This is a genomic window from Streptomyces genisteinicus, assembly GCF_014489615.1.
In the GTDB taxonomy this organism is placed as follows: domain Bacteria; phylum Actinomycetota; class Actinomycetes; order Streptomycetales; family Streptomycetaceae; genus Streptomyces; species Streptomyces genisteinicus.
The window spans coordinates 3,703,587-3,725,369 of sequence record NZ_CP060825.1 but is presented as its reverse complement, the minus strand read 5'-3'; the positions used below and the strand labels follow the sequence as shown (position 1 = coordinate 3,725,369).

Annotated in this window: 19 protein-coding genes; 11 read left to right on the top strand and 8 right to left on the bottom strand. The window is 72.7% G+C overall.

Annotated features, from left to right (window positions below):
• The first annotated feature begins 101 nt into the window (after positions 1–101).
• Positions 102–596: an LURP-one-related/scramblase family protein gene (locus IAG43_RS16200; RefSeq protein ID WP_187741430.1), complete on the top strand. Its 495-nt coding sequence runs from the start codon at positions 102–104 to the stop codon at positions 594–596.
• Between the two features lie 8 nt (positions 597–604).
• Here the strand turns inward: IAG43_RS16200 and IAG43_RS16195 are convergent, their stop codons facing one another.
• A complete protein-coding gene (locus tag IAG43_RS16195; RefSeq protein WP_187741429.1) occupies positions 605–1,411 on the bottom strand; it encodes a carbon-nitrogen family hydrolase in 807 nt (268 codons plus the stop codon).
• Positions 1,412–1,579: 168 nt separating this feature from the next.
• Between IAG43_RS16195 and IAG43_RS16190 the strand changes: the two genes are divergently transcribed.
• On the top strand, positions 1,580–2,404 hold the full coding sequence (locus IAG43_RS16190) for a maleylpyruvate isomerase family mycothiol-dependent enzyme (RefSeq protein WP_187741428.1): 825 nt from the start codon (positions 1,580–1,582) through the stop codon (positions 2,402–2,404).
• A 43-nt stretch (positions 2,405–2,447) separates the two neighbouring features.
• On the opposite strand, the gene IAG43_RS16185 is transcribed toward IAG43_RS16190, so the two are convergent.
• From IAG43_RS16185 to pdhA, 5 genes are all read right to left on the bottom strand, one after another.
• Complete coding sequence (locus IAG43_RS16185) at positions 2,448–3,761, bottom strand: MFS transporter (RefSeq protein ID WP_187741427.1); 1,314 nt, start codon at positions 3,759–3,761, stop codon at positions 2,448–2,450.
• The gene (locus IAG43_RS16180) at positions 3,758–4,432 is read right to left on the bottom strand and encodes a GntR family transcriptional regulator (protein WP_187741426.1); all 675 of its coding nucleotides are present in this window, start codon (positions 4,430–4,432) and stop codon (positions 3,758–3,760) included. The genes IAG43_RS16185 and IAG43_RS16180 overlap by 4 nt, the downstream gene beginning before the upstream one ends.
• Before the next feature lie 173 nt (positions 4,433–4,605).
• Positions 4,606–6,003: a dihydrolipoamide acetyltransferase family protein gene (locus tag IAG43_RS16175; protein WP_187741425.1), complete on the bottom strand. Its 1,398-nt coding sequence runs from the start codon at positions 6,001–6,003 to the stop codon at positions 4,606–4,608.
• Positions 6,004–6,017: 14 nt separating this feature from the next.
• Positions 6,018–6,998: an alpha-ketoacid dehydrogenase subunit beta gene (locus IAG43_RS16170; protein WP_187741424.1), complete on the bottom strand. Its 981-nt coding sequence runs from the start codon at positions 6,996–6,998 to the stop codon at positions 6,018–6,020.
• Positions 6,999–7,000: 2 nt separating this feature from the next.
• Positions 7,001–8,149, bottom strand: a complete 1,149-nt coding sequence (gene pdhA, locus IAG43_RS16165) for a pyruvate dehydrogenase (acetyl-transferring) E1 component subunit alpha (RefSeq protein ID WP_187741423.1) — start codon at positions 8,147–8,149, stop codon at positions 7,001–7,003.
• A 329-nt stretch (positions 8,150–8,478) separates the two neighbouring features.
• Here pdhA and IAG43_RS16160 point away from each other — a divergent pair, with 329 nt between their 5' ends.
• The 3 genes from IAG43_RS16160 to IAG43_RS16150 all read left to right on the top strand — a co-directional run bounded on the left by IAG43_RS16160 (position 8,479) and on the right by IAG43_RS16150 (position 10,860).
• Positions 8,479–9,150, top strand: coding sequence for a response regulator (locus IAG43_RS16160; protein WP_281403966.1), 672 nt, complete (start codon positions 8,479–8,481; stop codon positions 9,148–9,150).
• Positions 9,151–9,414: 264 nt separating this feature from the next.
• Positions 9,415–9,816: a pyridoxamine 5'-phosphate oxidase family protein gene (locus IAG43_RS16155; protein WP_187741421.1), complete on the top strand. Its 402-nt coding sequence runs from the start codon at positions 9,415–9,417 to the stop codon at positions 9,814–9,816.
• Between the two features lie 30 nt (positions 9,817–9,846).
• Positions 9,847–10,860 carry a phosphotransferase gene (locus tag IAG43_RS16150; protein ID WP_187741420.1) on the top strand — a complete coding sequence of 338 codons (1,014 nt, stop codon included), beginning with the start codon at positions 9,847–9,849 and terminating at the stop codon, positions 10,858–10,860.
• Between the two features lie 8 nt (positions 10,861–10,868).
• Here IAG43_RS16150 and IAG43_RS16145 read toward each other — a convergent pair whose 3' ends face one another.
• Positions 10,869–12,410: a protein kinase domain-containing protein gene (locus tag IAG43_RS16145; RefSeq protein WP_187741419.1), complete on the bottom strand. Its 1,542-nt coding sequence runs from the start codon at positions 12,408–12,410 to the stop codon at positions 10,869–10,871.
• 304 nt (positions 12,411–12,714) lie between these two features.
• On the opposite strand from IAG43_RS16145, the gene IAG43_RS16140 reads away from it, so the two are divergent.
• The 6 genes from IAG43_RS16140 (at position 12,715) to IAG43_RS16115 (ending at position 20,642) form a co-directional block, all read left to right on the top strand.
• The gene (locus IAG43_RS16140) at positions 12,715–14,322 is read left to right on the top strand and encodes a protein kinase domain-containing protein (protein WP_187741418.1); all 1,608 of its coding nucleotides are present in this window, start codon (positions 12,715–12,717) and stop codon (positions 14,320–14,322) included.
• 383 nt (positions 14,323–14,705) lie between these two features.
• Positions 14,706–15,302 carry a hypothetical protein gene (locus IAG43_RS16135; protein ID WP_187741417.1) on the top strand — a complete coding sequence of 199 codons (597 nt, stop codon included), beginning with the start codon at positions 14,706–14,708 and terminating at the stop codon, positions 15,300–15,302.
• A gap of 85 nt (positions 15,303–15,387) precedes the next feature.
• On the top strand, positions 15,388–16,029 hold the full coding sequence (locus tag IAG43_RS16130) for a PadR family transcriptional regulator (protein ID WP_187741416.1): 642 nt from the start codon (positions 15,388–15,390) through the stop codon (positions 16,027–16,029).
• A gap of 327 nt (positions 16,030–16,356) precedes the next feature.
• A complete protein-coding gene (locus IAG43_RS16125) occupies positions 16,357–17,127 on the top strand; it encodes an ABC transporter ATP-binding protein (protein ID WP_187741415.1) in 771 nt (256 codons plus the stop codon).
• Positions 17,124–19,985, top strand: a complete 2,862-nt coding sequence (locus IAG43_RS16120) for an ABC transporter permease (protein WP_187741414.1) — start codon at positions 17,124–17,126, stop codon at positions 19,983–19,985. Before IAG43_RS16125 ends, IAG43_RS16120 begins: the two co-directional genes overlap by 4 nt.
• 117 nt (positions 19,986–20,102) lie before the next feature.
• Positions 20,103–20,642, top strand: a complete 540-nt coding sequence (locus tag IAG43_RS16115; protein ID WP_187741413.1) for a bacterial proteasome activator family protein — start codon at positions 20,103–20,105, stop codon at positions 20,640–20,642.
• 148 nt (positions 20,643–20,790) lie between these two features.
• On the opposite strand, the gene IAG43_RS16110 is transcribed toward IAG43_RS16115, so the two are convergent.
• Positions 20,791–21,780, bottom strand: coding sequence for an NAD(P)H-quinone oxidoreductase (locus tag IAG43_RS16110; protein WP_187741412.1), 990 nt, complete (start codon positions 21,778–21,780; stop codon positions 20,791–20,793).
• Between the last annotated feature and the right edge of the window lie 3 nt (positions 21,781–21,783).

Here is a 21,783-nt window from a genome sequence, read left to right as displayed (position 1 = left end):
CGCAGCCGCCCGGCCCCCCGTTCGGCACCCGGCCACAGGAATCTTCACCTCTTCGGGTACCCCCCACGCTCCCCCGCCCCCCGCCGGGGTATGCGACCCCCATGAAATACCTCGTACGCGACAAGATCTTCGCCATCGGTGACGACTACTGGATCGACGACGAGCACGGCCGGCACGCCTTCCTCGTCGACGGGAAGGCACTGCGGCTGCGCGACACCCTGGAGCTGAAGGACCGCGACGGGCACGTGCTGGTGACGTTGCGGCAGAAGCTGTTCAGCCTGCGCGGTGCGATGACCGTCGAGCAGGAGGGGGAGCCGCTCGCGACCATCCGGCGCAAGCGGCTCTCCCTGCTGCGCAACCACTACCGGGTCACCCTCGCCGAGGGGACGGAGCTGGATGTCAGCGGGCGGATCCTCGACCGCGAGTTCGTCGTGGAGTACGACGGCGAGCTGCTGGCGCACATCTCGCGGCGGTGGCTCACGCTCCGGGACACGTACGGCGTGGACGTGGTCCGCGAGGACGCCGACGCCGCGCTGCTGATCGCGGTCGCCGTGTGCGTGATCAGGATGGCGGAGCGGGAGCGCGAGGAGGACTGAGCCGCCGGTCAGTCCCGGAGCCGTGACGGCGGCGCCAGCCCCAGGCGCCGGTCCTTGAGCGCCGGGAAGACGTCGCGGGTGGACTCCACCTTGGCGGGGTCGAGGTCCACGGTGAGCACTTCCTCGCCGGGGCCCGCCTCCGCCAGGGTCTCGCCCCAGGGGTCGACGACGATGCTGTGGCCGGCCTGTTCGACGCCGGCGTGGGTCCCGGCGGTGCCGCAGGCGAGAACGTACGCCTGGTTCTCGACGGCGCGGGCCCTGGCGAGCAGCGTCCAGTGGTCGCGGCGCCTGGCCGGCCAGCCGGCCGGGATCACGAGCGCCTGGGCCCCGTCGTCGGCGAGCGCGCGGAAGAGTTCGGGGAAGCGCAGGTCGTAGCAGGTGGCGAGGCCCAGGGTGAGGTGGCCGGGGACGGGGACGGTGACGAGGTCGCGGCCGGCGCCCATCATGACCGCCTCGCCCTTGTCGAAGCCGAACCGGTGGATCTTGCGGTAGGTGGCGGCGAGCTCGCCGGCGGGAGAGATGACGAGGGACGTGTTGTAGAGGGTGCCGTCGGCGGCCTTCTCGACGACGGACCCGGCGTGCAGCCACACCCCGGCGTCGCGCGCGGCGGCGGACAGGGCCTGGCAGGTCGGGCCGTCCGGCGTCTCGGCCGCCGCCTCGAACTCCTGGTAGGCGAAGGCTCCGACGGGCCACAGCTCCGGGAGGACGACGAGGTCGGCGTCGCTCTGTCCGCGGACCAGCGAGGCGACGCGGCGCCTGCGGGATTCCACCGATTCGTCCGGTTCCACCGAGATCTGCACGAGGGAGGCGCGCACACTACCACCGTCCTGGCATTCGAGTCGTCAACACGGGCCCTACGATCGTCACACGAAAGCACTGCCGGGGTGCCTTCGGGCAGCGTACTGTGCCTATCCGGGGGCCACCCCCGGACCCCACCAGCGCTGCCAGTCCAGTTTGCCCGCGTACGACCGCCGAGGGGTCCCGTGACCGTCCATCCCAGCCTGCAGAACTACGCCGATGCCTGGACCCACGCAGTCGAAGCGATAGCCGAGCTGGTGCAGCCGCTCGTCGAGGGCGAGTGGAACCGCGCCACACCGTGCCCGGGCTGGTCGGTGCGCGACATCGTCTCGCACGTCATCGGCATGGAGTGCGAGATGCTGGGCGACCCGCGCCCCATCCACTCCCTGCCGCGCGATCTCTACCACGTGCAGAGCGAGTTCGCCCGCTACATGGAGATGCAGGTCGACGTGCGGCGGCATCACACCGCGCCCGAGATGACGTCCGAGTTCGAGTACGTCCTGATCCGCCGGGCCCGCCAGCTGCGCAACGAGAACCGGGCGCCGGACACGCTGGTGCGCGCCCCGCTGGGCACCGAGCAGACGCTGGAAGTCGCCTACCGGAAGCGGGCGTTCGACACCTGGGTGCACGAGCAGGACCTGCGGGTGGCGCTGGGCACGCCGGGCAACCTCGACTCTCCGGGCGCCTACGTCGCCCGGGACCTCCTCATCGAGGCGCTGCCCAAGGTGGTCGCGAAGGACGCGGGTGCTCCGGCGCAGTCCGCGGTGGTCTTCGACGTGAGCGGTCCGGTGGAGTTCCTGAGGACGGTCCGGGTCGACGCGGAGGGACGCGGCACGGTGGACGGTTCGCCGTCGCTGGGGCCGCTCGTGACGCTGGCGACGGACTGGGAGACGTTCTACCGGCTCGCCTGCGGTCGGGTGCGCCCCGCGGCGGTCGCGGACCGGGTGAAGGCGGACGGGGACACGGAGCTGGCCGAGGCGATCCTGCGGGTGCTGGCGGTCACCCCGTAGCGACCCGGCGTCCCGGGCCGGTGCGGCGCCCCGGCCCGGGTGGTCACACCGGCACGTGCACGGCCTCGACGCGGCTGGCGACCAGGCGCTCCCGCTCCCGGCGCGCGGTGCGGGACCGCAGCCGCAGGATCTGGGTGACGCCGAGGGCCTGGAGCACGAAGACGGACGCGAAGGCGATCCGGTAGTCGTCGCCCGTCGCGTCGAGCAGGACGCCCACGGCGAGCAGCGTGGTCATCGAGGCGACGAAGCCGCCCATGTTGACGATGCCGGAGGCGGTGCCCTGGCGCTCGGGCGGGTTGGCGGGACGGGCGAAGTCGAAGCCGATCATCGACGCGGGGCCGCATGCCCCGAGGACGGTGCACAGGGTGATCAGCAGCCACATCGGCGCCGTACCCCCCGGGTAGGCGATGGTCGTGGCCCACAGCAGCGCGCTGGCGCCGATGGTGCCGAGGGCCAGGGGCGCGCGGGCGGCGTGGTGCCGGGCGATGACCTGTCCGTAGACGAGGCCGACGACCATGTTGGACGCCACCACGAGGGTCAGCAGCGCGCCGGCGGTCTCGCGGGTCAGGTGCTGGGCCTCGACGAGGAACGGCATCCCCCACAGCAGCAGGAACACCATCGCGGGGAACTGGGTGGTGAAGTGGACCCACATGCCGAGCCGGGTGCCGGGTTCGCGCCACGAGGCGGCGATCTGGCGCCGTACGAAGGCGGCCCCCGCGTGCCGCACGGGAGGCGGCTCGTGCCCTTCGGGATGGTCCTTGAGGAAGAGCAGCAGCAGGACGAGGACCACGACCCCCGCCACGGCGCTCCCGGCGAACGTCGCGGTCCATCCCAGGCCGTGCAGCATCCGGGCGATGACCAGGGTGGAGACGAGGTTGCCGGCCATGCCGAACAGGGCGGCGACCTGGGCCACCAGCGGACCCTTGCGCACGGGGAACCAGCGGGTGCCCAGCCGGAGCACGCTGATGAAGGTCATGGCGTCGCCGCAGCCGAGCAGGGCACGGGAGGCGAGCGCCATGCCGTACGACGGGGAGAGCGCGAAGCCCAGCTGGCCGGCGGTGAAGAGGACGACGCCCAGGGTGAGGACCTTCTTCGTGCCGAGCCGGTCGACCATCAGGCCGACGGGTATCTGCATGCCCGCGTAGACGAGGAGCTGGAGGATGGAGAAGGTCGACAGGGCGGACGCGTTGACGTCGAAACGGTCGGCCGCGTCGAGTCCGGCGACCCCGAGCGAGGTCCGGAAGATGACGGCCACGAAGTAGACGGCGACGCCGATGCCCCAGACCGCGGCCGCACGGCGGCCGCCGGGAGGGTCGCCGGGCAGCAGGGCGCCGGTGGCGGAGGAGGAGGCGCTCACCGGTCATCACCCCGGACCAGGTCCTTGACCCGGCCGAGGTGCTGCCGCACGCAGGCGGCCGCGCCGTCGGCGTCGCCGGCCCGGATCCTGTCGAGGATCTCGCGGTGCTCCGCGTAGTTGCGGCTCACGCGGTCGGGGAGGGCCTGCATGATGGCCACTCCCATGCGCAGCTGACGGTCGCGCAGCTGGTCGTAGAGCTTGGAGAGGATCTCGTTCCCGGCGTGGCGGACGATCTCCGCGTGGAAGCAGCGGTCGCTGACGGCGAAGGCGGCCAGGTCGCCCGCGTCGAGGTGGCGGCGCTGTTCGCCGAGGAGCTCTTCGAGCCGGGTGATCAGCCGCGCGGGAGCCGGGACGGCCTTGCGGACCGCGAACTCCTCGACCAGCAGGCGGGTCTCGACGACATCCGCGATCTCCTGCGCGGAGACGGCGAGCACCAGGGCGCCCTTCTTGGGATAGAGCTTGATCAGCCCTTCGACCTCCAGCTTGAGCAGCGCCTCGCGCACCGGGGTGCGCGAGACTCCGACCGCTTCGGCCAGCTCGCCCTCGGTGAGCAGGGTGCCGCCCTCGTACTCGCGGTCGAGCACGGCCTGCTTGATGTGGGCGTAGACGCGCTCTGCGGCGGGTGGCTGCTTGGCGGGGGCGGTGGCCGGTGCGGAGGCGGGGGCGGGCATGCACACAGCATAGATACAACAGACTTCAACCAGAAAGCCCCGTCCGCGATGCGGACGGGGCGTTCGGTGCGGACGGGCCGGGCGGGCGGCCCCGCGCCGGAGCGCGGGGCCCCCGGACCGTCAAGAGGCGGGTGCCTCCCGGCGTTTCACGTGAAACAGGGCAGGACGGGACGTCACGCCCAGGTGATCAGTCGCTTCGGCTGCTCCAGGACCGCCGCCACGTCGGCGAGGACCTTGGAGCCCAGTTCTCCGTCGACCAGACGGTGGTCGAAGGAGAGCGCGAGCGTGGTCACCTGACGGGGCTTGACCTTGCCCTTGTGCACCCACGGCTGGAGCTTGATCGCGCCGACCGCGAGGATGGCCGACTCACCGGGGTTCAGGATGGGCGTACCGGTGTCGACGCCGAAGACGCCGACGTTGGTGATGGTCACCGTGCCGCCCTGCATCGCCGCCGGGGTGGTCCTGCCCTCACGGGCGGTGGCGACCAGTTCGCCGAGCGCGGCGGCGAGTTCCGGCAGGGTCTTGTCATGCGCGTCCTTGATGTTCGGCACGATCAGACCGCGCGGGGTGGCCGCGGCGATGCCCAGGTTCACGTAGTGCTTCTGGACGATCTCCTGGGCGGCCTCGTCCCAGGACGCGTTGATCCCCGGGTTCCGCCTGATGGCGACGAGGAGGGCCTTGGCGATCAGCAGCAGCGGGTTGACCCGCAGCCCCGCCATGTCCTTGTCGGCCTTCAGCTCCTCGACGAGCTTCATGGTGCGGGTCACGTCGAGGGTGACGAACTCGGTGACATGCGGCGCGGTGAAGGCGCTGCCGACCATCGCGGCCGCGGTCGCCTTGCGCACGCCCTTGATCGGGACGCGGGTCTCGCGGGCGCCGGACGCGACGGGCTCGGCCGCCACCGGCACCGCGGCGGGCGCGGGCTCCGCGGCCACCGGGGCGGGTGCCGGAGCCGCGGCGGCGTGGACGTCCTCCCGGGTGATGATCCCGTCGGGACCGGTCGGCGTCACCGTGGCCAGGTCGATGCCCAGGTCCTTGGCGAGCTTGCGGACCGGCGGCTTGGCCAGCGGACGGGTGTCCGGCACGACGGAGCCGTGGCCGTTCATCTCGGCCTGGATCGCGGCTGCGGCCTGCTCCGGCACGGCGGCGGTCTGCTTGCGCGGCCGGCGCTTGGTGGAGGACTCGGCCACGCCGTAGCCGACGAGCACGGGCTGGCGGCCCTTCGGCTTCTCCTCCTCCTCGGCTGCGGGCTCGGGCTCCGCGGCGGCAACGGGCTCGGGGGCCGGGGCCTGGTCGGCGGGGGCCGACCCGGGCGCCACGTCGATCGTGATGATCGACGTGCCGACGTCGACGGTGGTCCCCTCCTCGAAGCGGAGCTCGTGGACGACGCCGTCGTACGGGATCGGCAGCTCGACGGCCGCCTTCGCCGTCTCGACCTCGCACACGACCTGCCCGTCGGTGACGGTGTCACCGGGCTGGACGTACCACTTGAGGATCTCGGCCTCGGTGAGTCCCTCGCCCACGTCGGGCATCTTGAACTCGCGGAAACGCAGGGAAGTGTCTGCGGTCATGGTCACGGCACCCCTCAGTACGCGAGCGAGCGGTCGACGGCGTCCAGCACCCGGTCCAGTCCCGGAAGGTACTCCTCCTCCAGGCGGGCCGGCGGGTACGGGGCGTGGAATCCGCCGACCCTGAGCACCGGGGCCTCCAGGTGGTAGAAGCAGCGTTCGGTGATGCGCGCCGCGATCTCCGCACCGGAGCCGTAGAACACCGGGGCCTCGTGCACCACGACCAGCCGCCGGGTCTTCTCGACCGAGGTCTGGAGGGTGTCGAAGTCGATCGGGGACATCGACCTGAGGTCCACGACCTCCACCGACTTGCCCTCCTCCTGGGCGGCCGCGGCGGCCTCCAGGCAGACCTTCACCATCGGGCCGTAGGCGGCCAGGGTGAGGTCGGCGCCCTCGCGGGCGACGCGGGCGGTGTGGAGCGGGCCGGGGATGGCCTCGGTGTCGACCTCGCCCTTGTCCCAGTAGCGCCGCTTCGGCTCGAAGAAGATGACCGGGTCGTCGCTCTGGATGGCCTGCTGGAGCATCCAGTAGCCGTCGGAGGCGTTCGAGGGGGAGACCACCTTGAGGCCCGCCACGTGCGCGAAGAGCGCCTCGGGGGACTCGGAGTGGTGCTCCACCGCGCCGATGCCGCCGCCGTAGGGGATGCGGACGACGACGGGCAGCTTGATCTTGCCGAGCGCGCGGGCGTGCATCTTCGCGAGCTGGGTGACGATCTGGTCGTACGCCGGGAAGACGAACCCGTCGAACTGGATCTCCACCACGGGCCGGTAGCCGCGCAGCGCCAGGCCGATCGCGGTGCCGACGATGCCGGACTCGGCGAGCGGGGTGTCGATGACCCGGTCCTCGCCGAAGTCCTTCTGGAGCCCGTCGGTGATGCGGAAGACGCCGCCGAGCTTGCCGACGTCCTCACCCATGATCAGGACCTTGGGGTCCGTCTCCAGGGCCTTGCGCAGCGACTCGTTGAGCGCCTTGGCGAGAGGGAGCTTCTGTACGGCCATGCTTACTTGCCCTCCTCGGCGAACGACGCCTGGTAGGCGGCGAACTCGGCGCGCTCCTCGTCGACGAGCGCGTGGCCGTCGGCGTAGATGTGGTCGAACATCGCCATGTCCTGCGGGTCGGGCATGGCCCGCACGGCCTCGCGCACACGCTTGGCGAGGGTGTCGCTCTCCTCCTCCAGGGCGGCGAAGAAGGCGGCGTCGGCGTGGCCCTCGGTCTCGAGGTAGGTGCGCAGGCGCTGGATCGGGTCCTTCGCCTCCCACGCCTGGCGCTCGTCGTCGTGGCGGTACTTGGTGGGGTCGTCCGAGGTCGTGTGGGCGCCCATCCGGTAGGTGAACGCCTCGACCAGGGTCGGCCCCTCGCCGCGGCGGGCGCGCTCCAGCGCCGACCGGGTCACGGCCAGGCAGGCGAGCACGTCGTTGCCGTCGACCCGGACGCCGGGGAAGCCGAAGCCCTGCGCGCGCTGGTAGAGCGGCACCCGGGTCTGCTTCTCGGTGGGCTCGGAGATCGCCCACTGGTTGTTCTGGCAGAAGAAGACGACCGGGGCGTTGTAGACCGCGGAGAAGGTGAAGGACTCGGCCACGTCGCCCTGGCTGGAGGCGCCGTCGCCGAAGTACGCGATCACGGCGGAGTCCGCGCCGTCCTTGGCCACGCCCATCGCGTAGCCGGTGGCGTGCAGCGTCTGCGAGCCGATGACGATCGTGTACAGGTGGAAGTTGTTGGTGTTCGGGTCCCAGCCGCCGTGGTTCACACCGCGGAACATGCCGAGCAGGTTGGTCGGGTCGACCCCGCGGCACCAGGCGACGCCGTGCTCGCGGTAGGTCGGGAAGACGTAGTCGTCGTCGCGCAGGGCGCGTCCCGAGCCGATCTGGGCGGCCTCCTGGCCGAGCAGCGAGGCCCACAGGCCGAGCTCGCCCTGACGCTGGAGGGCGGTCGCCTCGCCGTCGAAGCGGCGGGTCAGGACCATGTCCCGGTACAGGCCGCGCATCTCGTCGGCGCTCAGGTCGATGTCGTATTCCGGATGCTCGACGCGGACGCCCTCGGGCGTCAGCAGCTGTACGAGCTGGGGCTCGGAACTCTGTGGCTTTCCGGCTGCGCTGGCGCGCTTGCTGCTGCGTCGCGGTTTGCGCGCGGCAGTGCTCTCCACGGTCACGTGCGTGCTCCTCCGTCGGTCCGGCCCCCGGGGTCCGCCGGTGAGGCCAGTGCGGCTCGCCCGATGTCCGGCCCGCGCACGGGGGTGTGTACGGCCGGCCGGATGTCAGGCGTGACAGGTGCCCCGGCGAACACCCTGTCACAGGCACGTTACCCAGTGGGGAGCATTACTGCGAAACCCCATTTGACCTGCGATTTTGCTTGGATTTCCAAGTAAATCGAGAGAAAGGGGAACAACCACTGGTCAGGGGCCTGCGGGCCGCCGGAACAGAGGGCACGTTATATGGCGCACCCCGGGCACGGGAAGAGCCGATGTGTGAGACTGCCCGCGTGCGCGAAGAAGGAAAAATCACCGTATTCCTGGTCGACGATCACGAGGTCGTGCGCCGCGGAGTCCATGAGCTGCTCTCCGGCGAGGCCGATATCGAGGTCGTCGGAGAGGCGGGCACGGCGGCAGACGCGCTGGTCAGGATCGTGGCGACCGCTCCGGACGTGGCGGTGCTCGACGTCCGGCTGCCCGACGGCAGCGGTGTGGAGGTGTGCCGCGAGATCCGGTCGCAGAACGAGGACATCGCCTGCCTGATGCTCACCTCCTACGCGGACGACGAGGCGCTCTTCGACGCGATCATGGCGGGGGCCTCGGGTTACGTGCTCAAGGCGATCCGGGGCAGCGAACTGCTGACCGCCGTGCGGGACGTCGCCGCCGGCCGGTCGCTGCTGGACCCGGTGGCCACCGCACGCGTCCTGGAGCGGCTGCGGGACGGCGGCAGGCCCCGCGGGGACGACCGCCTGGCCGCCCTGACGGACCAGGAGCGGCGGATCCTGGACCTGATCGGCGAGGGGCTGACGAACCGGGTCATCGGCGAGAGGCTGCACCTCGCCGAGAAGACGATCAAGAACTACGTGTCCAGCCTGCTCTCCAAGCTGGGCATGGAGCGCCGCTCCCAGGCCGCCGCCTACGTGGCGCGCCTCCAGGCGGAGAGCGAGCGCAACGGCGCCTGACGGCCCGGGGCCGGCGGGCCGCTCCCGGGGGCTTCGAGCCCTCCCCGGGGACTGCGGGCCGCCCACGGGTGCTCCCATCCCCCCCGTCCGCCCGGGAGCCCGGGGGCGCGTCAGCGCGACGACGGCGCGCGGTGTCACCCGTTCGGGCGGCGCGGGCCCGCCGGGCGCACGCCTCCGGGACGGACGGGCCGGGACTTTGGACCCGGGCCGGATCGGGCCGGGATGCCCTTCTGCGGCCCCTGGCGGTGCCGGACAGTGGAAGCCATGCCGATCGACGACCACCGCGCCATCGAGCTGCTCACCCGTGTCGGGTACGGGCGGCTGGCCACCAGCATGCGGGCGATGCCCTTCGTCGCACCGGCCCACCACATCGTCGAGGACGGCGCCGTACTACTGCGCATGCACGGCGGTTTCGACTACCACCACGCCTGCAACGGCAGCGTCGTCGCCTACGGGGCGGACAATCTGAACACCGGCGCGGCCGCCCTGTGGTCGGTGCAGTTCACCGGCACCGCCCGGATCACGGAGCCGTCCGAGGAGCAGGTGCTGCGGTTCGGGGCACGGCCGCACCGGATCGACGGCCAGGACTTCCGTCCGGTCCATCTCCGTATCGATCCGCAGTTCGTGACCGTGCACACCGTGGACTATGTCGAAGAGCATCCATGACGACACGCTGAGTGATCTATCATCTGACAGGTGCCGCGCTCATCTGTTACCGATCCGCCTCTCGTTCCTCTGCTGCGTCGTTACACCGACGTGGGCGAACCGCTCTCCTGCCGTCCGGTCGCCCTGGGGCTCCTGAACCGCGGTTACCGCCTCGCCACCACCCGAGGGGCGTACTTCCTCAAGCACCACCTCGACGGCGACCACGACGCCATCGACCGCCAGCACCGGGCCACGTGGCGCCTCCAGGCCCTCGGGTTACCCGTGGCGCCACCCGTCGAGGACTCCGGCGGATCCACCGTCGCCGTCATCGGCGGCCGCTGCTACGCCCTCCACCCCTGGATCGACGGGCGTCACCGCGACGGCGCCCAGCTCACCGCCGGCCAGTCCGAGCGCCTCGGCTCGCTGCTCGGCATGGTGCACACCCTCCTCGCCCAGGTCATGGACCCCGCCGAACAGCCGGGAGGCCAGGCCCCGTACGCGAGTGCGGACCCCGAGGAGACCTTCTCCCTGATCGAGTCCCTGCTGCGGCTGGCCCGTGCCGCGAGGCCCCGCGACTCCTTCGACACCCTCGCCGAGCACCGGCTGCTCCAGCGCCGCGCCCTGCTGGAGGAGCACGCGGACCGGCGCCCGCCGCCCGGCCGGGCCGGCTGCTGGGTGCACGGCGACTTCCATCCGCTGAACCTGCTCTACCGGGGCGCCGAGCCCGCCGCGATCGTCGACTGGGACCGGCTCGGTGTGCAGCCCCGGGCCGAGGAGGCGGTCCGGGCCGCCGCCATCTTCTTCGTCCAGCCGGCGGGCCAGCTGGACCTGCCGAAGGTCCGGGCCTACGCCCGCGCCTACCGGCGGGCGGCCGGGGCGGACGCCGAGGAGATGGCCGCCGCCGCCCACCGCGTCTGGTGGGAACGCCTCAACGACTTCTGGATACTGCGCTGGCGCTACGAGCTCGACGACCGAAGGGCCGACCCGCAGTTTCCCGCGGTGTCGGCCCTGGTGGTCTGGTGGACCCGCGAGTACGAGGCGGTGCGCGACGCCTTCGCGGGCTGAACGGCCGGTCAGCCGGCGCCGGGGTCCCCCGGCTCGCCCGCCGAGCCGCCGGATCCGCCGACCGTGGCCCCGCCCGTCGGCCCGCCCGTCTGGGTGGGCGGGTCGGAGGGCTCCGCGGGCTCCGACGTCTCACCCGGGTCGGTCGGCTCGGTCGGCTTCGTGGCCGTCGGCCTGTCCGAGGGCGACGGGGTGGTGCTGGGAGTGGACGACGGCGTGTACGACGGGGTCCACGAGGGCTGCTCGTCGCCGCCCGTGCTGCTGCCCGGGTCCTCGCTCTCCTCGGCGCCGTCGTCGGTGGGCTCGGCCGTCTCCTCGCTCTGCGTCGGCGTCGGGGCGACCGACGGCTTGTCCGACGGCGTCCCGCCCGGACTGCCGGCCCGGTCCAGCGCGAAGGCGATACCGGCGACGACCGCGATCACCGCGAGCGCGGCCATCAGCCACACCTTGCCCCGGCCACCGCGCCGCCCGCCGCCGTGGCCGCCGTCGTAGGCGCCGTCGTGCGGATTGACCGGGGGCAGGATCGGGCCCTGGGAGGTCTCGCCGTGCACCGGGTGGACGGCCGTCGCGCCGTTCATCCCCGCCGGGGGCGTCCCGCCGGTGTCGTACACGTCCACCGGGCCGGTGTTCCAGGCACCCGTGTGGCCGCCCTGCTGCTGGAGCATCTGGAGCGCGTACTGGACCAGCCCGCGCATCTCCTCGGCGCTCTGGAAGCGGTCGTCCGGGTCCTTGGCGAGCGAGCGCATCGCCAGCCCGTCGAGCTCCGGGGGCACCGCGTGGGAGACCTCCGACGGCGGGACGGGGATGTCCTGGACGTGCTGGTAGACCACCGACAGCGGCGTCTCACCGGTGAACGGGGGCCGCAGGGCGAGCAGTTCGTAGAGCAGGCAGCCGGTGGCGTAGAGGTCGGACCGGTGGTCGACGGCCTTGCCGAGCGCCTGCTCGGGGGAGAGGTACTGGGGGGTGCCCATGACCATGCCGGTCTGCGTCATGGTCGACTGCGCGCCGTGCAGGGCGCGGGCGATGCCGAAGTCCATCACCTTCACGGCGCCGGAGTGCGTGATGATGACGTTGGCCGGCTTGATGTCGCGGTGCACGATGCCGTGCTGGTGAGAGTAGGCGAGCGCCTCCAGCACACCGGAGACGATGATCAGCGCCTGCTCGGGGGGCGGCGCCTCGGCGTTGAGCAGCAGATCGCGGATCGTGCGGCCCTCGACGAGCTCCATCACGATGTAGGGGACGGTCCGGCTGCCGACGACGTCCTCGCCCGAGTCGTAGACGGCGACGACCGCGTGGTGGTTGAGCCCGGCGACCGACTGCGCCTCGCGCGTGAACCGGGCCTTCGACACGGGGTCCTCGGCGAGGTCCGCGCGCAGCAGCTTCACGGCGACGGTGCGGCCGAGCCGTACGTCCTCGGCCGCGAACACCTCGGCCATGCCGCCGCGTCCGAGGCGGTGCGTCAGGCGGTAGCGGCCGTCACCGACCAGACCGCCGATTCCCCAGTTCTCCGAGGACTCCGGCACGCCGCCGCCTGCTTCGGGTTCGGGTGCCATCAGTCCTCGCCGTCGTATCTGTCCGCGTACGTACCGCGTCGCGGGGTGAGCCATGCCCTCGGGTCCTGCGTCACGTCACGCTACAGCCTTCACGCGGCATGCCGGTTTCGAAGGAGACCGGCCATCAAACCCGTATCCCCGCACCTGGCGCAAATTCCATGCCCTTCCTGTAACGCTTCTGGGACGGTTGCCGTGCTTACGGTCACGGAACGGGCACCCGGCTTGACGTGTCGGTGCCCTGGGGCAGACTTGGGCCGTAAATCCGGATCGGCCGCGGTCAGCGCGCGCACAGGGGGATGCACGAATGAGCCAGGACGGCGCACAGGGCCGCTACGCCGGCAATTCCGTCGCGGGCGGCCGGTACCAGCTTCGCGATCTGCTCGGCGAAGGCGGTATGGCCTCGGTGTACCTGGCGTACGACAGTGCGCTGGACCGCCAGGTGGCCATCAAGACCCTCCACACGGAGCTGGGGCGGGAGCAGTCCTTCCGGGAGCGGTTCCGGCGCGAGGCGCAGGCCGTCGCCAAGCTCTCGCACACCAACATCGTGTCGGTCTTCGACACCGGTGAGGACGAGCTCGACGGTGCGCTGATGCCGTACATCGTCATGGAGTACGTGGAGGGCCGCCCGCTCGGGTCGGTGCTCGCGGAGGACATCCAGCACTACGGCGCGATGCCCGCGGACAAGGCGCTGAAGGTGACGGCCGACGTGCTGGCCGCCCTGGAGACCAGCCACGAGATGGGCCTGGTCCACCGCGACATCAAGCCGGGCAACGTGATGATGACCAGGCGCGGCGTCGTCAAGGTCATGGACTTCGGCATCGCCCGCGCCATGCAGTCCGGTGTCACCTCGATGACGCAGACCGGCATGGTCGTCGGCACCCCGCAGTACCTGTCGCCCGAGCAGGCCCTCGGCCGCGGGGTGGACGCCCGCTCCGACCTGTACTCGGTCGGCATCATGCTCTTCCAGCTCCTCACCGGCCGCCTGCCGTTCGACGCCGACTCGCCGCTGGCCATCGCGTACGCGCACGTGCAGGAGGAGCCGGTCGCCCCGTCGAGCATCAACCGCTCCGTCACCCCCGCGATGGACGCGCTCGTCGCCCGCGCGCTGAAGAAGAACCCGAACGAGCGGTTCCCGAGCGCTGCCGCGATGCGCGACGAGTGCGCGCGGGTGGCCGGCGCGGGCCAGACCGGCGCGCCCGTCATCATCGGCGGCGTCTCCCCGGCGAACAGCGGATCGGGGGTCGGTTCGGCCGTCTTCCCGCCGCTCGGGCAGTCCGCGCCCGGGCCGCAGAGCCTGCAGACGCCCTACCAGCCCGGCCCGTACGGAGCGCCGACCCCGGCCCCCGCACCGCACTACGGCTACCCGACGCCCGCGCCGGCGTACCAGACGCCCGGACCGGGCGCGCAGACCCCGCCGCCGTACACGATGTCGCCCGCGACGACCGCCCCGTCCGGCGGCAGCGGCGGCGGCAGGCGCAACATGCCGGTGATCGTGGGATCGATCGCGGTGGCGCTGCTCGCCGTCGGCGGCCTGGTCGTGGCCCTCTCGATGAACGGCGACGACAAGAAGGAGGCCGGCGGCGGGGGCGGCGACCCGACGACCGGCCAGTCGCAGCAGGCGGGCTTCAAGGGGCCGGAGCGCAACCGGACGATCGACAAGACGAAGTGCTCGGACGCCTCCGAGGGCTACGACGACGCCTCCAAGGTGCAGGCGCCGGACTTCGTGTACAAGGACATCCTGTCGGTCAAGGAGTGCGCGGCGGCCCAGGGCTGGAAGATCAACGTCAAGGAAGTGGCCAACGCGCAGTGGGGCAAGGACATCGTGATCACCCAGTTCCCGGGTGCCGATGTCGAGGTCTCCGAGGACAACGCGACCTTCGACCTCGAGGTGTCGACCGGCTACCCCGAGTAGTCCCGTCCGGATCGCCGCTGTCCACGGCGGGGCCCGGCACGCGTGACGCGTGCCGGGCCCCGCCGTACGTGCGTCCGGTCCGCGGCCGAGCGAGGCGGGGCGCGGGGCGGCCGGGAGCAGGCGCCGTTCACGTCAGGTGCGGGACGCCCGGGCCGGGTCGCGGTGCCGGTGGAGGCGGGCGACCCGGGTCCGGCTGCCGCAGCGGGCGGGGAGACGGGTGGCGGTGCCGCCGCCACGGAATGCCGGTTCCGCCCCGTTGTGTGAGCCTTAGGGCGTGTTGCGGAAGTCCCTCCCGGCCCCGCCCTCCGGGCGGACGGAGCTGCCTTCGCCGCACTGGTCCGTTGCTCGGCTGTTTCGCGTCTCGGTACGGGAGGGGCCCTCCGGTGACTCCACACCTGCGTGCGCGGTGCGCGCTGACCCTCGCCTCGCTGCTGCTGCTCTCGGCTCCCGTCGTCCCGGCGTACGCCGAGGAAGCGCCGGGGAGCAGCTCCCGCCCGTCGTCCCCCGGCGCGGCCCCGCCCTCCCCGTCCCCCTCGCTCGCCGGGCGCCAGGCCGGCGAGGGCCGTCCGAGGCCCGGGCGTTCGCTGCCCGTGTCGCCGTCGGCCCCCGGCGACAGCGCGGAGCCGTCCGCGCGGACGACGGCCGAGGCGTCCCCGCGGACGTCCGGCAGCCCGCCGCGCCCGTCCCGTCCCGCCGCCCGTCCGCCCCTGGACGCCTCCGACGCGCCCCCGGCCGACGAACCGCGGGAGGACACCCCTCTCGCGGATGACGAGGCTCCCGCCGGGGACGCACCCCGGTCCTCGGCGGGAGCGGTGCCGCCGTCCGTGCCCGCCGACGGCCGGTCGACCGCTTCCGACCAGGGCGGACAGGCGCTTCCGGCTCCGGTGGCCCATCAGATCTCGCCCCTGTCGCTGGGCGTGGGACTGGCGCTCATGGGCCTCGGAGTGGGCTTCCTGGGCATCCGGCTGCGGAACCGCTGAGGGGCGTCTCCTCCTCAGGACGGATCTCGGACATCCCTCGGCAGACGGTTTCCCCGGTGCGGCATACCCGGTATACATACTGAGTATGTCCATCCGTCACGGCCTTCTGGCCCTCCTCGAACCAGGCCCGCGATACGGCTCGCAGCTGCGCTCCGAGTTCGAGTCGCGCACTGGTGCGACCTGGCCGCTCAACGTCGGCCAGGTCTACACGACCCTCAACCGCCTGGAGCGGGACGGCATGGTCGCCCAGGACGGGGAGGACGAGGCCGGCCACGCCCTCTACGCCATCACGGACCGGGGCCGGGCCGAGCTGAAGAGCTGGTTCGCCACGCCCGTGGACCGCGCCAGCCCGCCGCGGGACGAACTGGCCATCAAGCTCGCGATGGCCGTCGGCACACCCGGAGTCGACATCCGCCAGGTCATCCAGTCGCAGCGCCACCACACCGTGAAGGCGATGCAGGACTACACCCGGCTCAAGGCGCAGGCGCTCGCCTCGATCGAGAGCGGCGGATCGACCGAACGGGACGACGTGGCGTGGCTGCTCGTGCTGGAGCAGCTGATCTTCCAGACCGAGGCCGAGGCGCGCTGGCTCGACCACTGCGAGGTGCGCCTGATCCGGCTCTCCGCGGCCACCGGCCGGGCGCCCGCCCCGGGCCGCCCGCAGCCCGCGGAGGAGCCCTCGTCACCTGCCGCGACGGGCTCTGCCGGGCGGCGGCCCGGGGGGTGACCCCGGTCGCCCGCGGCCGGCGTCCCGCCGCACGGCCCCCGGCGTCCGGTCCCGCCCGGGCGGACGCCGGGCCTCCGTCCGGGGCCCGTGCCGCCGGCCTCCGCCACGGCTGACCATCCGTCCCGCGGGGCCCGGCTCCGCGGCCCGGGGCCGCGGTGACGGCCGCCACGCCCCCGTCACCGCCCGATCACGGCCGGCCCTGGCAGCCCGGGCAGAGCCCGTCCGCGCCGTACGCGCACGGTGGGCTCCGCGGCGCCGCGCCCGCCTTCACCACAGACCTCGCGCACCCGCTCGTGCGCGCACACCCGCGCAAAGGGGGACCCACTCATGTCCGAACACTCGTCACCACAGTCACAGAAGACACACCAGTCACGGCAGCCCGTGCTCCAGCTCCAGCAGCTCACCCGCGTCCACGGCAGCGGCGCCACCGAGGTGCACGCCCTGCGCGGCATCGACCTCGACGTCTTCCCCGGGGAACTCGTCGCCGTCATGGGCCCGTCGGGCTCCGGCAAGTCCACGCTCCTGACCATCGCGGGCGGCCTCGACACCCCCACGTCCGGCCGGGTGATCGTCGAGGACACCGACATCACCACCGCCGACCGCAAGACCCTCGCCGCCCTCCGCCGGCGCAGCATCGGCTACGTCTTCCAGGACTACAACCTCATCCCGGCCCTCACCGCGGCCGAGAACATCGCCCTCCCCCGTGAGCTGGACGGCACCTCGGCACGCAAGGCGCGCACCGAGGCGGTCGCGGCCCTCGAGGAGATGGAGCTGGGGCACCTCGCCGACCGGTTCCCGGACGAGATGTCCGGCGGCCAGCAGCAGCGGGTCGCGATCGCCCGCGCCCTGGTGGGAGACCGCCGCCTGGTCCTCGCCGACGAGCCCACCGGAGCGCTGGACTCCGAGACCGGCGAATCGGTCCTCGCCCTGCTGCGCGCCCGGTGCGACGCCGGAGCGGCGGGCATCCTCGTCACCCATGAGCCGCGGTTCGCCGCCTGGGCCGACCGGGTCGTGTTCCTGCGGGACGGAGCCGTCGTCGACCAGACCGTGCGCAGCGAGGCGGCCTCGCTCCTGAGCGGCCAGGCGGCCGAACTGTGAGGACCTGGTACACCTCCTGGCGTGCCGCGATCCGCATCGCACGCCGTGACGCCTGGCGTTCCAAGGGCCGGAGCTTCCTGGTCCTCGCCATGATCGCGCTGCCCATCGTGGGCGTGAGCGCGGCGGACCTGACCCTGCGCAGTGCCGAGCTCTCCACCGGGCAGAGCGTCGCCCGCTCGCTCGGCAGGGCGGACGCCCGCCTCTCCGACCCGGGCATGGGCGGCGCTCCGGTCCTCCAGTCGCCCGACGGCAGCAGCTACGCGCCGGCGGAGGACTACGAGGACAAGCCCTTCCCCGACGGCTCCATCGATCTCACCACGGTGCTGCCGGCCGGGGCGACGACCCTGACGGACCGTTCCTCGCAGGCGAAGCTGCGCACCACGCACGGCCTGCTCAGCACCGAGATCCGCGAGCTGAAGGCCGCGGACCCGATGGTGGCGGGCATGATGCCGCTGGTCGGCGGGCGCTTCCCGCAGAAGGCGGACGAGGTCGCCGCCACCACCCACTTCCTGGAGGAGAGCGGGCTGGCGATCGGCTCCTCGCTCACCGCCCGTGGCCTCGAACGCACCTACACGATCGTCGGCTCCTACGAGCTCCCGGAAGCCCTCGACACCGACCAGGTGAACGCCCTCCCCGGCGCCCTGATCGACCCGCTGGACAAGGCGCTGGTCGCCGACGGGATGCCCGGTCTGTCGTCGGACACGACCCTGCTGGCGGCCGTTTCCGGTGGTTTCACGTGGAACACCGTCCAGGAGCTCAACGCCAAGGGCGCCGTGGTCGCCTCGCGTGCGGTGGCCCTCGATCCGCCCGCGGACTCCGAGGTCCCGCTCTACCAGCAGGACGGCTGGGGCAACTACGAGCAGTCCACGGCGGCCAGGGCGGCGGCGCTCGCCGCCGTCGGCACCGTCGTCGGTCTGGCGATGCTGGAGATCTGTCTGCTGGCGGGCCCGGCCTTCGCCGTGGGCGCCCGGCGCTCCCGCCGGCAGCTCGGCCTCGTCGGCGCCAACGGCGGCGACCGGCGCCACATCCGGGCCATCGTCCTCGCGGGCGGCCTCGTCATCGGCGTGGCAGCGGCCGTGGTCGGCACCGTCCTCGGTCTCGCCCTGACGTTCCTGCTCCAGCCGGTGCTGGAGGACGCGATGGGGAAGCGGTTCGGGCACTTCGACGTCCGGCCGCTGGAACTGCTCGCCATCGCGCTGCTCGCCGTGCTCACCGGTCTGCTCGCCGCGATCGTGCCCGCCGTCACCTCGTCCCGGCAGTCGGTCCTCGCCTCGCTGACCGGCCGCCGGGGTGTGCGGCGCAGCAGCCGGGTGCTGCCCGTCATCGGACTGATCGCCGTCGCTCTCGGTGCCGCCATCGCCCTGTACGGCTCGACGATGACCGAGCAGTTCGCGGTCGTCGCCGGCGGCAGCGCGCTCGCGGAACTCGGCGTCGTCGCCCTCACACCGGCGCTCGTCGGCCTCTTCGGCCGTCTCGGCCGCGTCCTGCCGCTCTCCCCGCGGCTCGCCCTGCGCGACGCCGTGCGCAACCGGGGACGCACGGCTCCCGCCGTCGCCGCCGTGCTCGCCGCCGTCGCCGGAACCGTGGCCGTGGCGACGTACGCCGCGAGCCAGGACGCGCAGAGCAGGGCCGAGTACGTCGCGTCACTCCCGCACGGCGCCGTCTCCGTGACGATCACCGAGGCCGGCGGGCGCGAGGTCCCGGCCGTCCGGGAGACCGTGCAGCGGCTGCTCCCCGTCGACGTCCGCGCCGATGTCGCGCGGATCGGCGTCGGCCGGTCCACCTGCTCGATGTGGGACGAAGCCGCCGACTGCGGCTTCTACGAGGTCGTCGTGCCGAAGGCGAACGAGTGCCCCCTCAACGCCGTCGACCGGGCGCGGCCGGACGCCGACCCCGCGGAGCGGTTCACCAAGGAGGAGCGCCGCAGGCTCGCCGACGACTGGCGCTGCGAGCACAAGCCCGGCCCCTACCTCATGACGGATGGCGGGCTGCTCGTCGGCGACGAGAAGCTCCTCACCGTGCTGGGGATCGACGACCCGAAGGCCGCCGCCGCGCTCGCGGACGGCAAGCCCGTCGCCTTCGACCGGCGGCCGGTCGACACCGCGGGGAAGCTCTCGATCCGCCTGGTCACCGACCGGGACGCGGCGGAGAAGGCCGCGAACGCCGGCAAGGACGCACCCGGTGAGATCAAGACCTTCGACGTGTACCGGGCGGCGGAGGGGACGAAGAGCTACGGCGTCGACCTGCTCGTGCCGCCGGCCGCGGCGAAGGCCGCCGGGATGGCGACGGTTCCGCTCGGCGCGTACTACTCCACGGACGAGATGCCGAGCAGTGAGCAGCGGCAGAAGCTCGACGGCGTGCTCGACAACACCGGCTCCGACGTCAGCCTCACCGTCGAGGAGGGCTTCACCAGCGAGAACAGCATCGTCCTGCTGTCGCTGACCGTGTTCGCCGGGCTGATCACCATCGGCGCCGCCGGCATCGCCACCGGCCTGGCCCAGGCCGACGCCGAGGCCGATCTGAAGACCCTGGCCGCCGTCGGCGCCCCGCCGCGGGTCCGCAGGACACTCAGCGGCTTCCAGTGCGGGGTGGTGGCCCTGATGGGTGTGGTCCTCGGCTCGGCGGCCGGCGTCCTGCCGGCCGTCGGGCTGCGGCTCACCGAGCGGCGTCAGCAGCTGTCCTGGCACGAGAACGCCCTGGACCAGGGATGGGGCGTCGGCGGTGTGCCCTTCGTGCCCGTCGTGGTGCCGTGGGCGACCCTTGCCGCGCTGCTGATCGCCGTCCCCGCGGGCGCGGCCCTGCTAGCGGCCCTGGTCACCCGCTCGCGCGGGGCGCTGGCCCGCCGCGAGGCGGGCTGACCCCGCACGCGGACGGCGTGTGAGCGCCGTCCGCGAGGTGTGCCCCCGTGGAAGGGTGGATCACCCTTCCACGGGGGCACACCATGAGGTGACGCACCTGTACGAGAGAATGGCGGCATGGAGATGCCGAGGAATGAACGGCCGCAGGACACCCCTCACGTTCTCGTCGTGGGACAGGACGGGATGGCGCTCGGCGGCGGTGACGGTGACGACGAGTCGCGCGAGGTCCCGGTGACGGACATGGTCGAACAGCCCGCGAAGGTCATGCGCATCGGCAGCATGATCAAGCAGCTGCTGGAAGAAGTCAGGGCGGCTCCTCTGGACGAGGCGAGCCGGGTCCGGCTCAAGGAGATCCACCGCGGCTCCGTCAAGGAACTGGAGGACGGTCTCGCTCCCGAGCTCGTCGAGGAACTGGAGCGCCTGTCCCTCCCGTTCACCGACGAGGCCATCCCCTCCGAGGCGGAACTGCGGATCGCGCAGGCCCAGTTGGTGGGCTGGCTCGAAGGGCTCTTCCACGGCATCCAGACCGCGCTGTTCGCCCAGCAGATGGCCGCACGGGCCCAGTTGGAGCAGATGCGCCGCGCCCTGCCGCCCGGCACCGTCCACGAGGAGGAGGGCGGACCGCACGGCCCCGTGCGCTCCGGCCCCTACCTCTGATCGCCGCGACGCCTGATCGTCCGCTGTCCACCCCGACCGCCCGGCCCAGCCGGTGAGCGGCCGAAGGCCCGGGCCCCTGGGGGCCCGGGCCTTCGGTCCGTCCGGGCGACCCGCGGCGGAGCCGCCGCGGAGGAACGCCCGGTGCCGGTCAGGCCGCGCCCGGGGCGACCAGCAGCACCTTGCCCACATGGGCCCCCGCCTCCAGGACACGGTGTCCCTCTGCGGCGTCCTGGAGCGGAATCGTCCGGTCCACCACGGGGCGCACCCGTCCGCCGCCGATGAGCGGCCACACGTGCTCGGTCACCGCGGCGACGATCGCGGCCTTCTCGGACAGCGGGCGTCCGCGCAGCGAGGTCGCCGTCACCGCGGCCCGCTTGGCCAGCAGCGCGCCGAGGTTCAGTTCCCCCTTCACTCCGCCCTGGAGTCCGATCACGGCGAGTCGTCCGTTGACCGCGAGCGCGCGGATGTTCCGGTCGAGGTACTTCGCCCCCATGATGTCGAGGATGACGTCCGCGCCCTCGGCGTCCGTCGCCGTGCGGATCTCCTCGACGAAATCCTGTTCGCGATAGTTGATCAGGATGTCCGCCCCCAGCTCGGCGCAGCGGGCGAGCTTCTCGGGGCCGCCCGCGGTGACGGCCACCCGCGCCCCGACGGCCTTCGCGAGCTGGATCGCCATGGTGCCGATCCCGCTCGCACCGCCGTGGACGAGCAGCGTCTCTCCCGGGCGCAGGTGCGCGACCATGAAGACGTTCGACCAGACCGTCGCCGTCACCTCGGGCAGCGCGGCGGCCGTGACCAGGTCGAGCCCCGCGGGGACCGGGAGCAGCTGCCCGACCGGGACCGCGACCTTCTCCGCGTAGCCGCCGCCGGCGAGGAGTGCGCACACCTCGTCGCCGACGGCCCACCCCGAGACCCCGGGTCCCAGAGCGGCGATCCGGCCCGAGCACTCCAGCCCCGGGTACGGGGAGGCGCCGGGCGGCGGGTCGTAGAAGCCCTGCCGTTGCAGCAGATCGGCGCGGTTGACCGCGCCGGCGGCCACCTCGACGAGGACCTCCCCCTCGGCGGGGACGGGATCCGGCACCTCCGCCCAGACGAGGGCCTCGGGACCACCGGGTTCGGGAATCGTGATCGCATGCATGGC

Bases quoted from the DNA above. Each gene is read 5' to 3' on its own strand.
- IAG43_RS16200 (WP_187741430.1), top strand. From the start codon at position 102: ATGAAATACCTCGTACGCGACAAGATCTTCGCCATCGGTGACGACTAC.
- IAG43_RS16180 (WP_187741426.1), bottom strand. From the start codon at position 4,432: ATGCCCGCCCCCGCCTCCGCACCGGCCACCGCCCCCGCCAAGCAGCCA.
- IAG43_RS16175 (WP_187741425.1), bottom strand. From the start codon at position 6,003: ATGACCGCAGACACTTCCCTGCGTTTCCGCGAGTTCAAGATGCCCGAC.
- IAG43_RS16170 (WP_187741424.1), bottom strand. From the start codon at position 6,998: ATGGCCGTACAGAAGCTCCCTCTCGCCAAGGCGCTCAACGAGTCGCTG.
- IAG43_RS16155 (WP_187741421.1), top strand. From the start codon at position 9,415: ATGCCGATCGACGACCACCGCGCCATCGAGCTGCTCACCCGTGTCGGG.
- IAG43_RS16145 (WP_187741419.1), bottom strand. From the start codon at position 12,410: ATGGCACCCGAACCCGAAGCAGGCGGCGGCGTGCCGGAGTCCTCGGAG.
- IAG43_RS16140 (WP_187741418.1), top strand. From the start codon at position 12,715: ATGAGCCAGGACGGCGCACAGGGCCGCTACGCCGGCAATTCCGTCGCG.
- IAG43_RS16130 (WP_187741416.1), top strand. From the start codon at position 15,388: ATGTCCATCCGTCACGGCCTTCTGGCCCTCCTCGAACCAGGCCCGCGA.
- IAG43_RS16125 (WP_187741415.1), top strand. From the start codon at position 16,357: ATGTCCGAACACTCGTCACCACAGTCACAGAAGACACACCAGTCACGG.
- IAG43_RS16115 (WP_187741413.1), top strand. From the start codon at position 20,103: ATGGAGATGCCGAGGAATGAACGGCCGCAGGACACCCCTCACGTTCTC.
- IAG43_RS16110 (WP_187741412.1), bottom strand. From the start codon at position 21,780: ATGCATGCGATCACGATTCCCGAACCCGGTGGTCCCGAGGCCCTCGTC.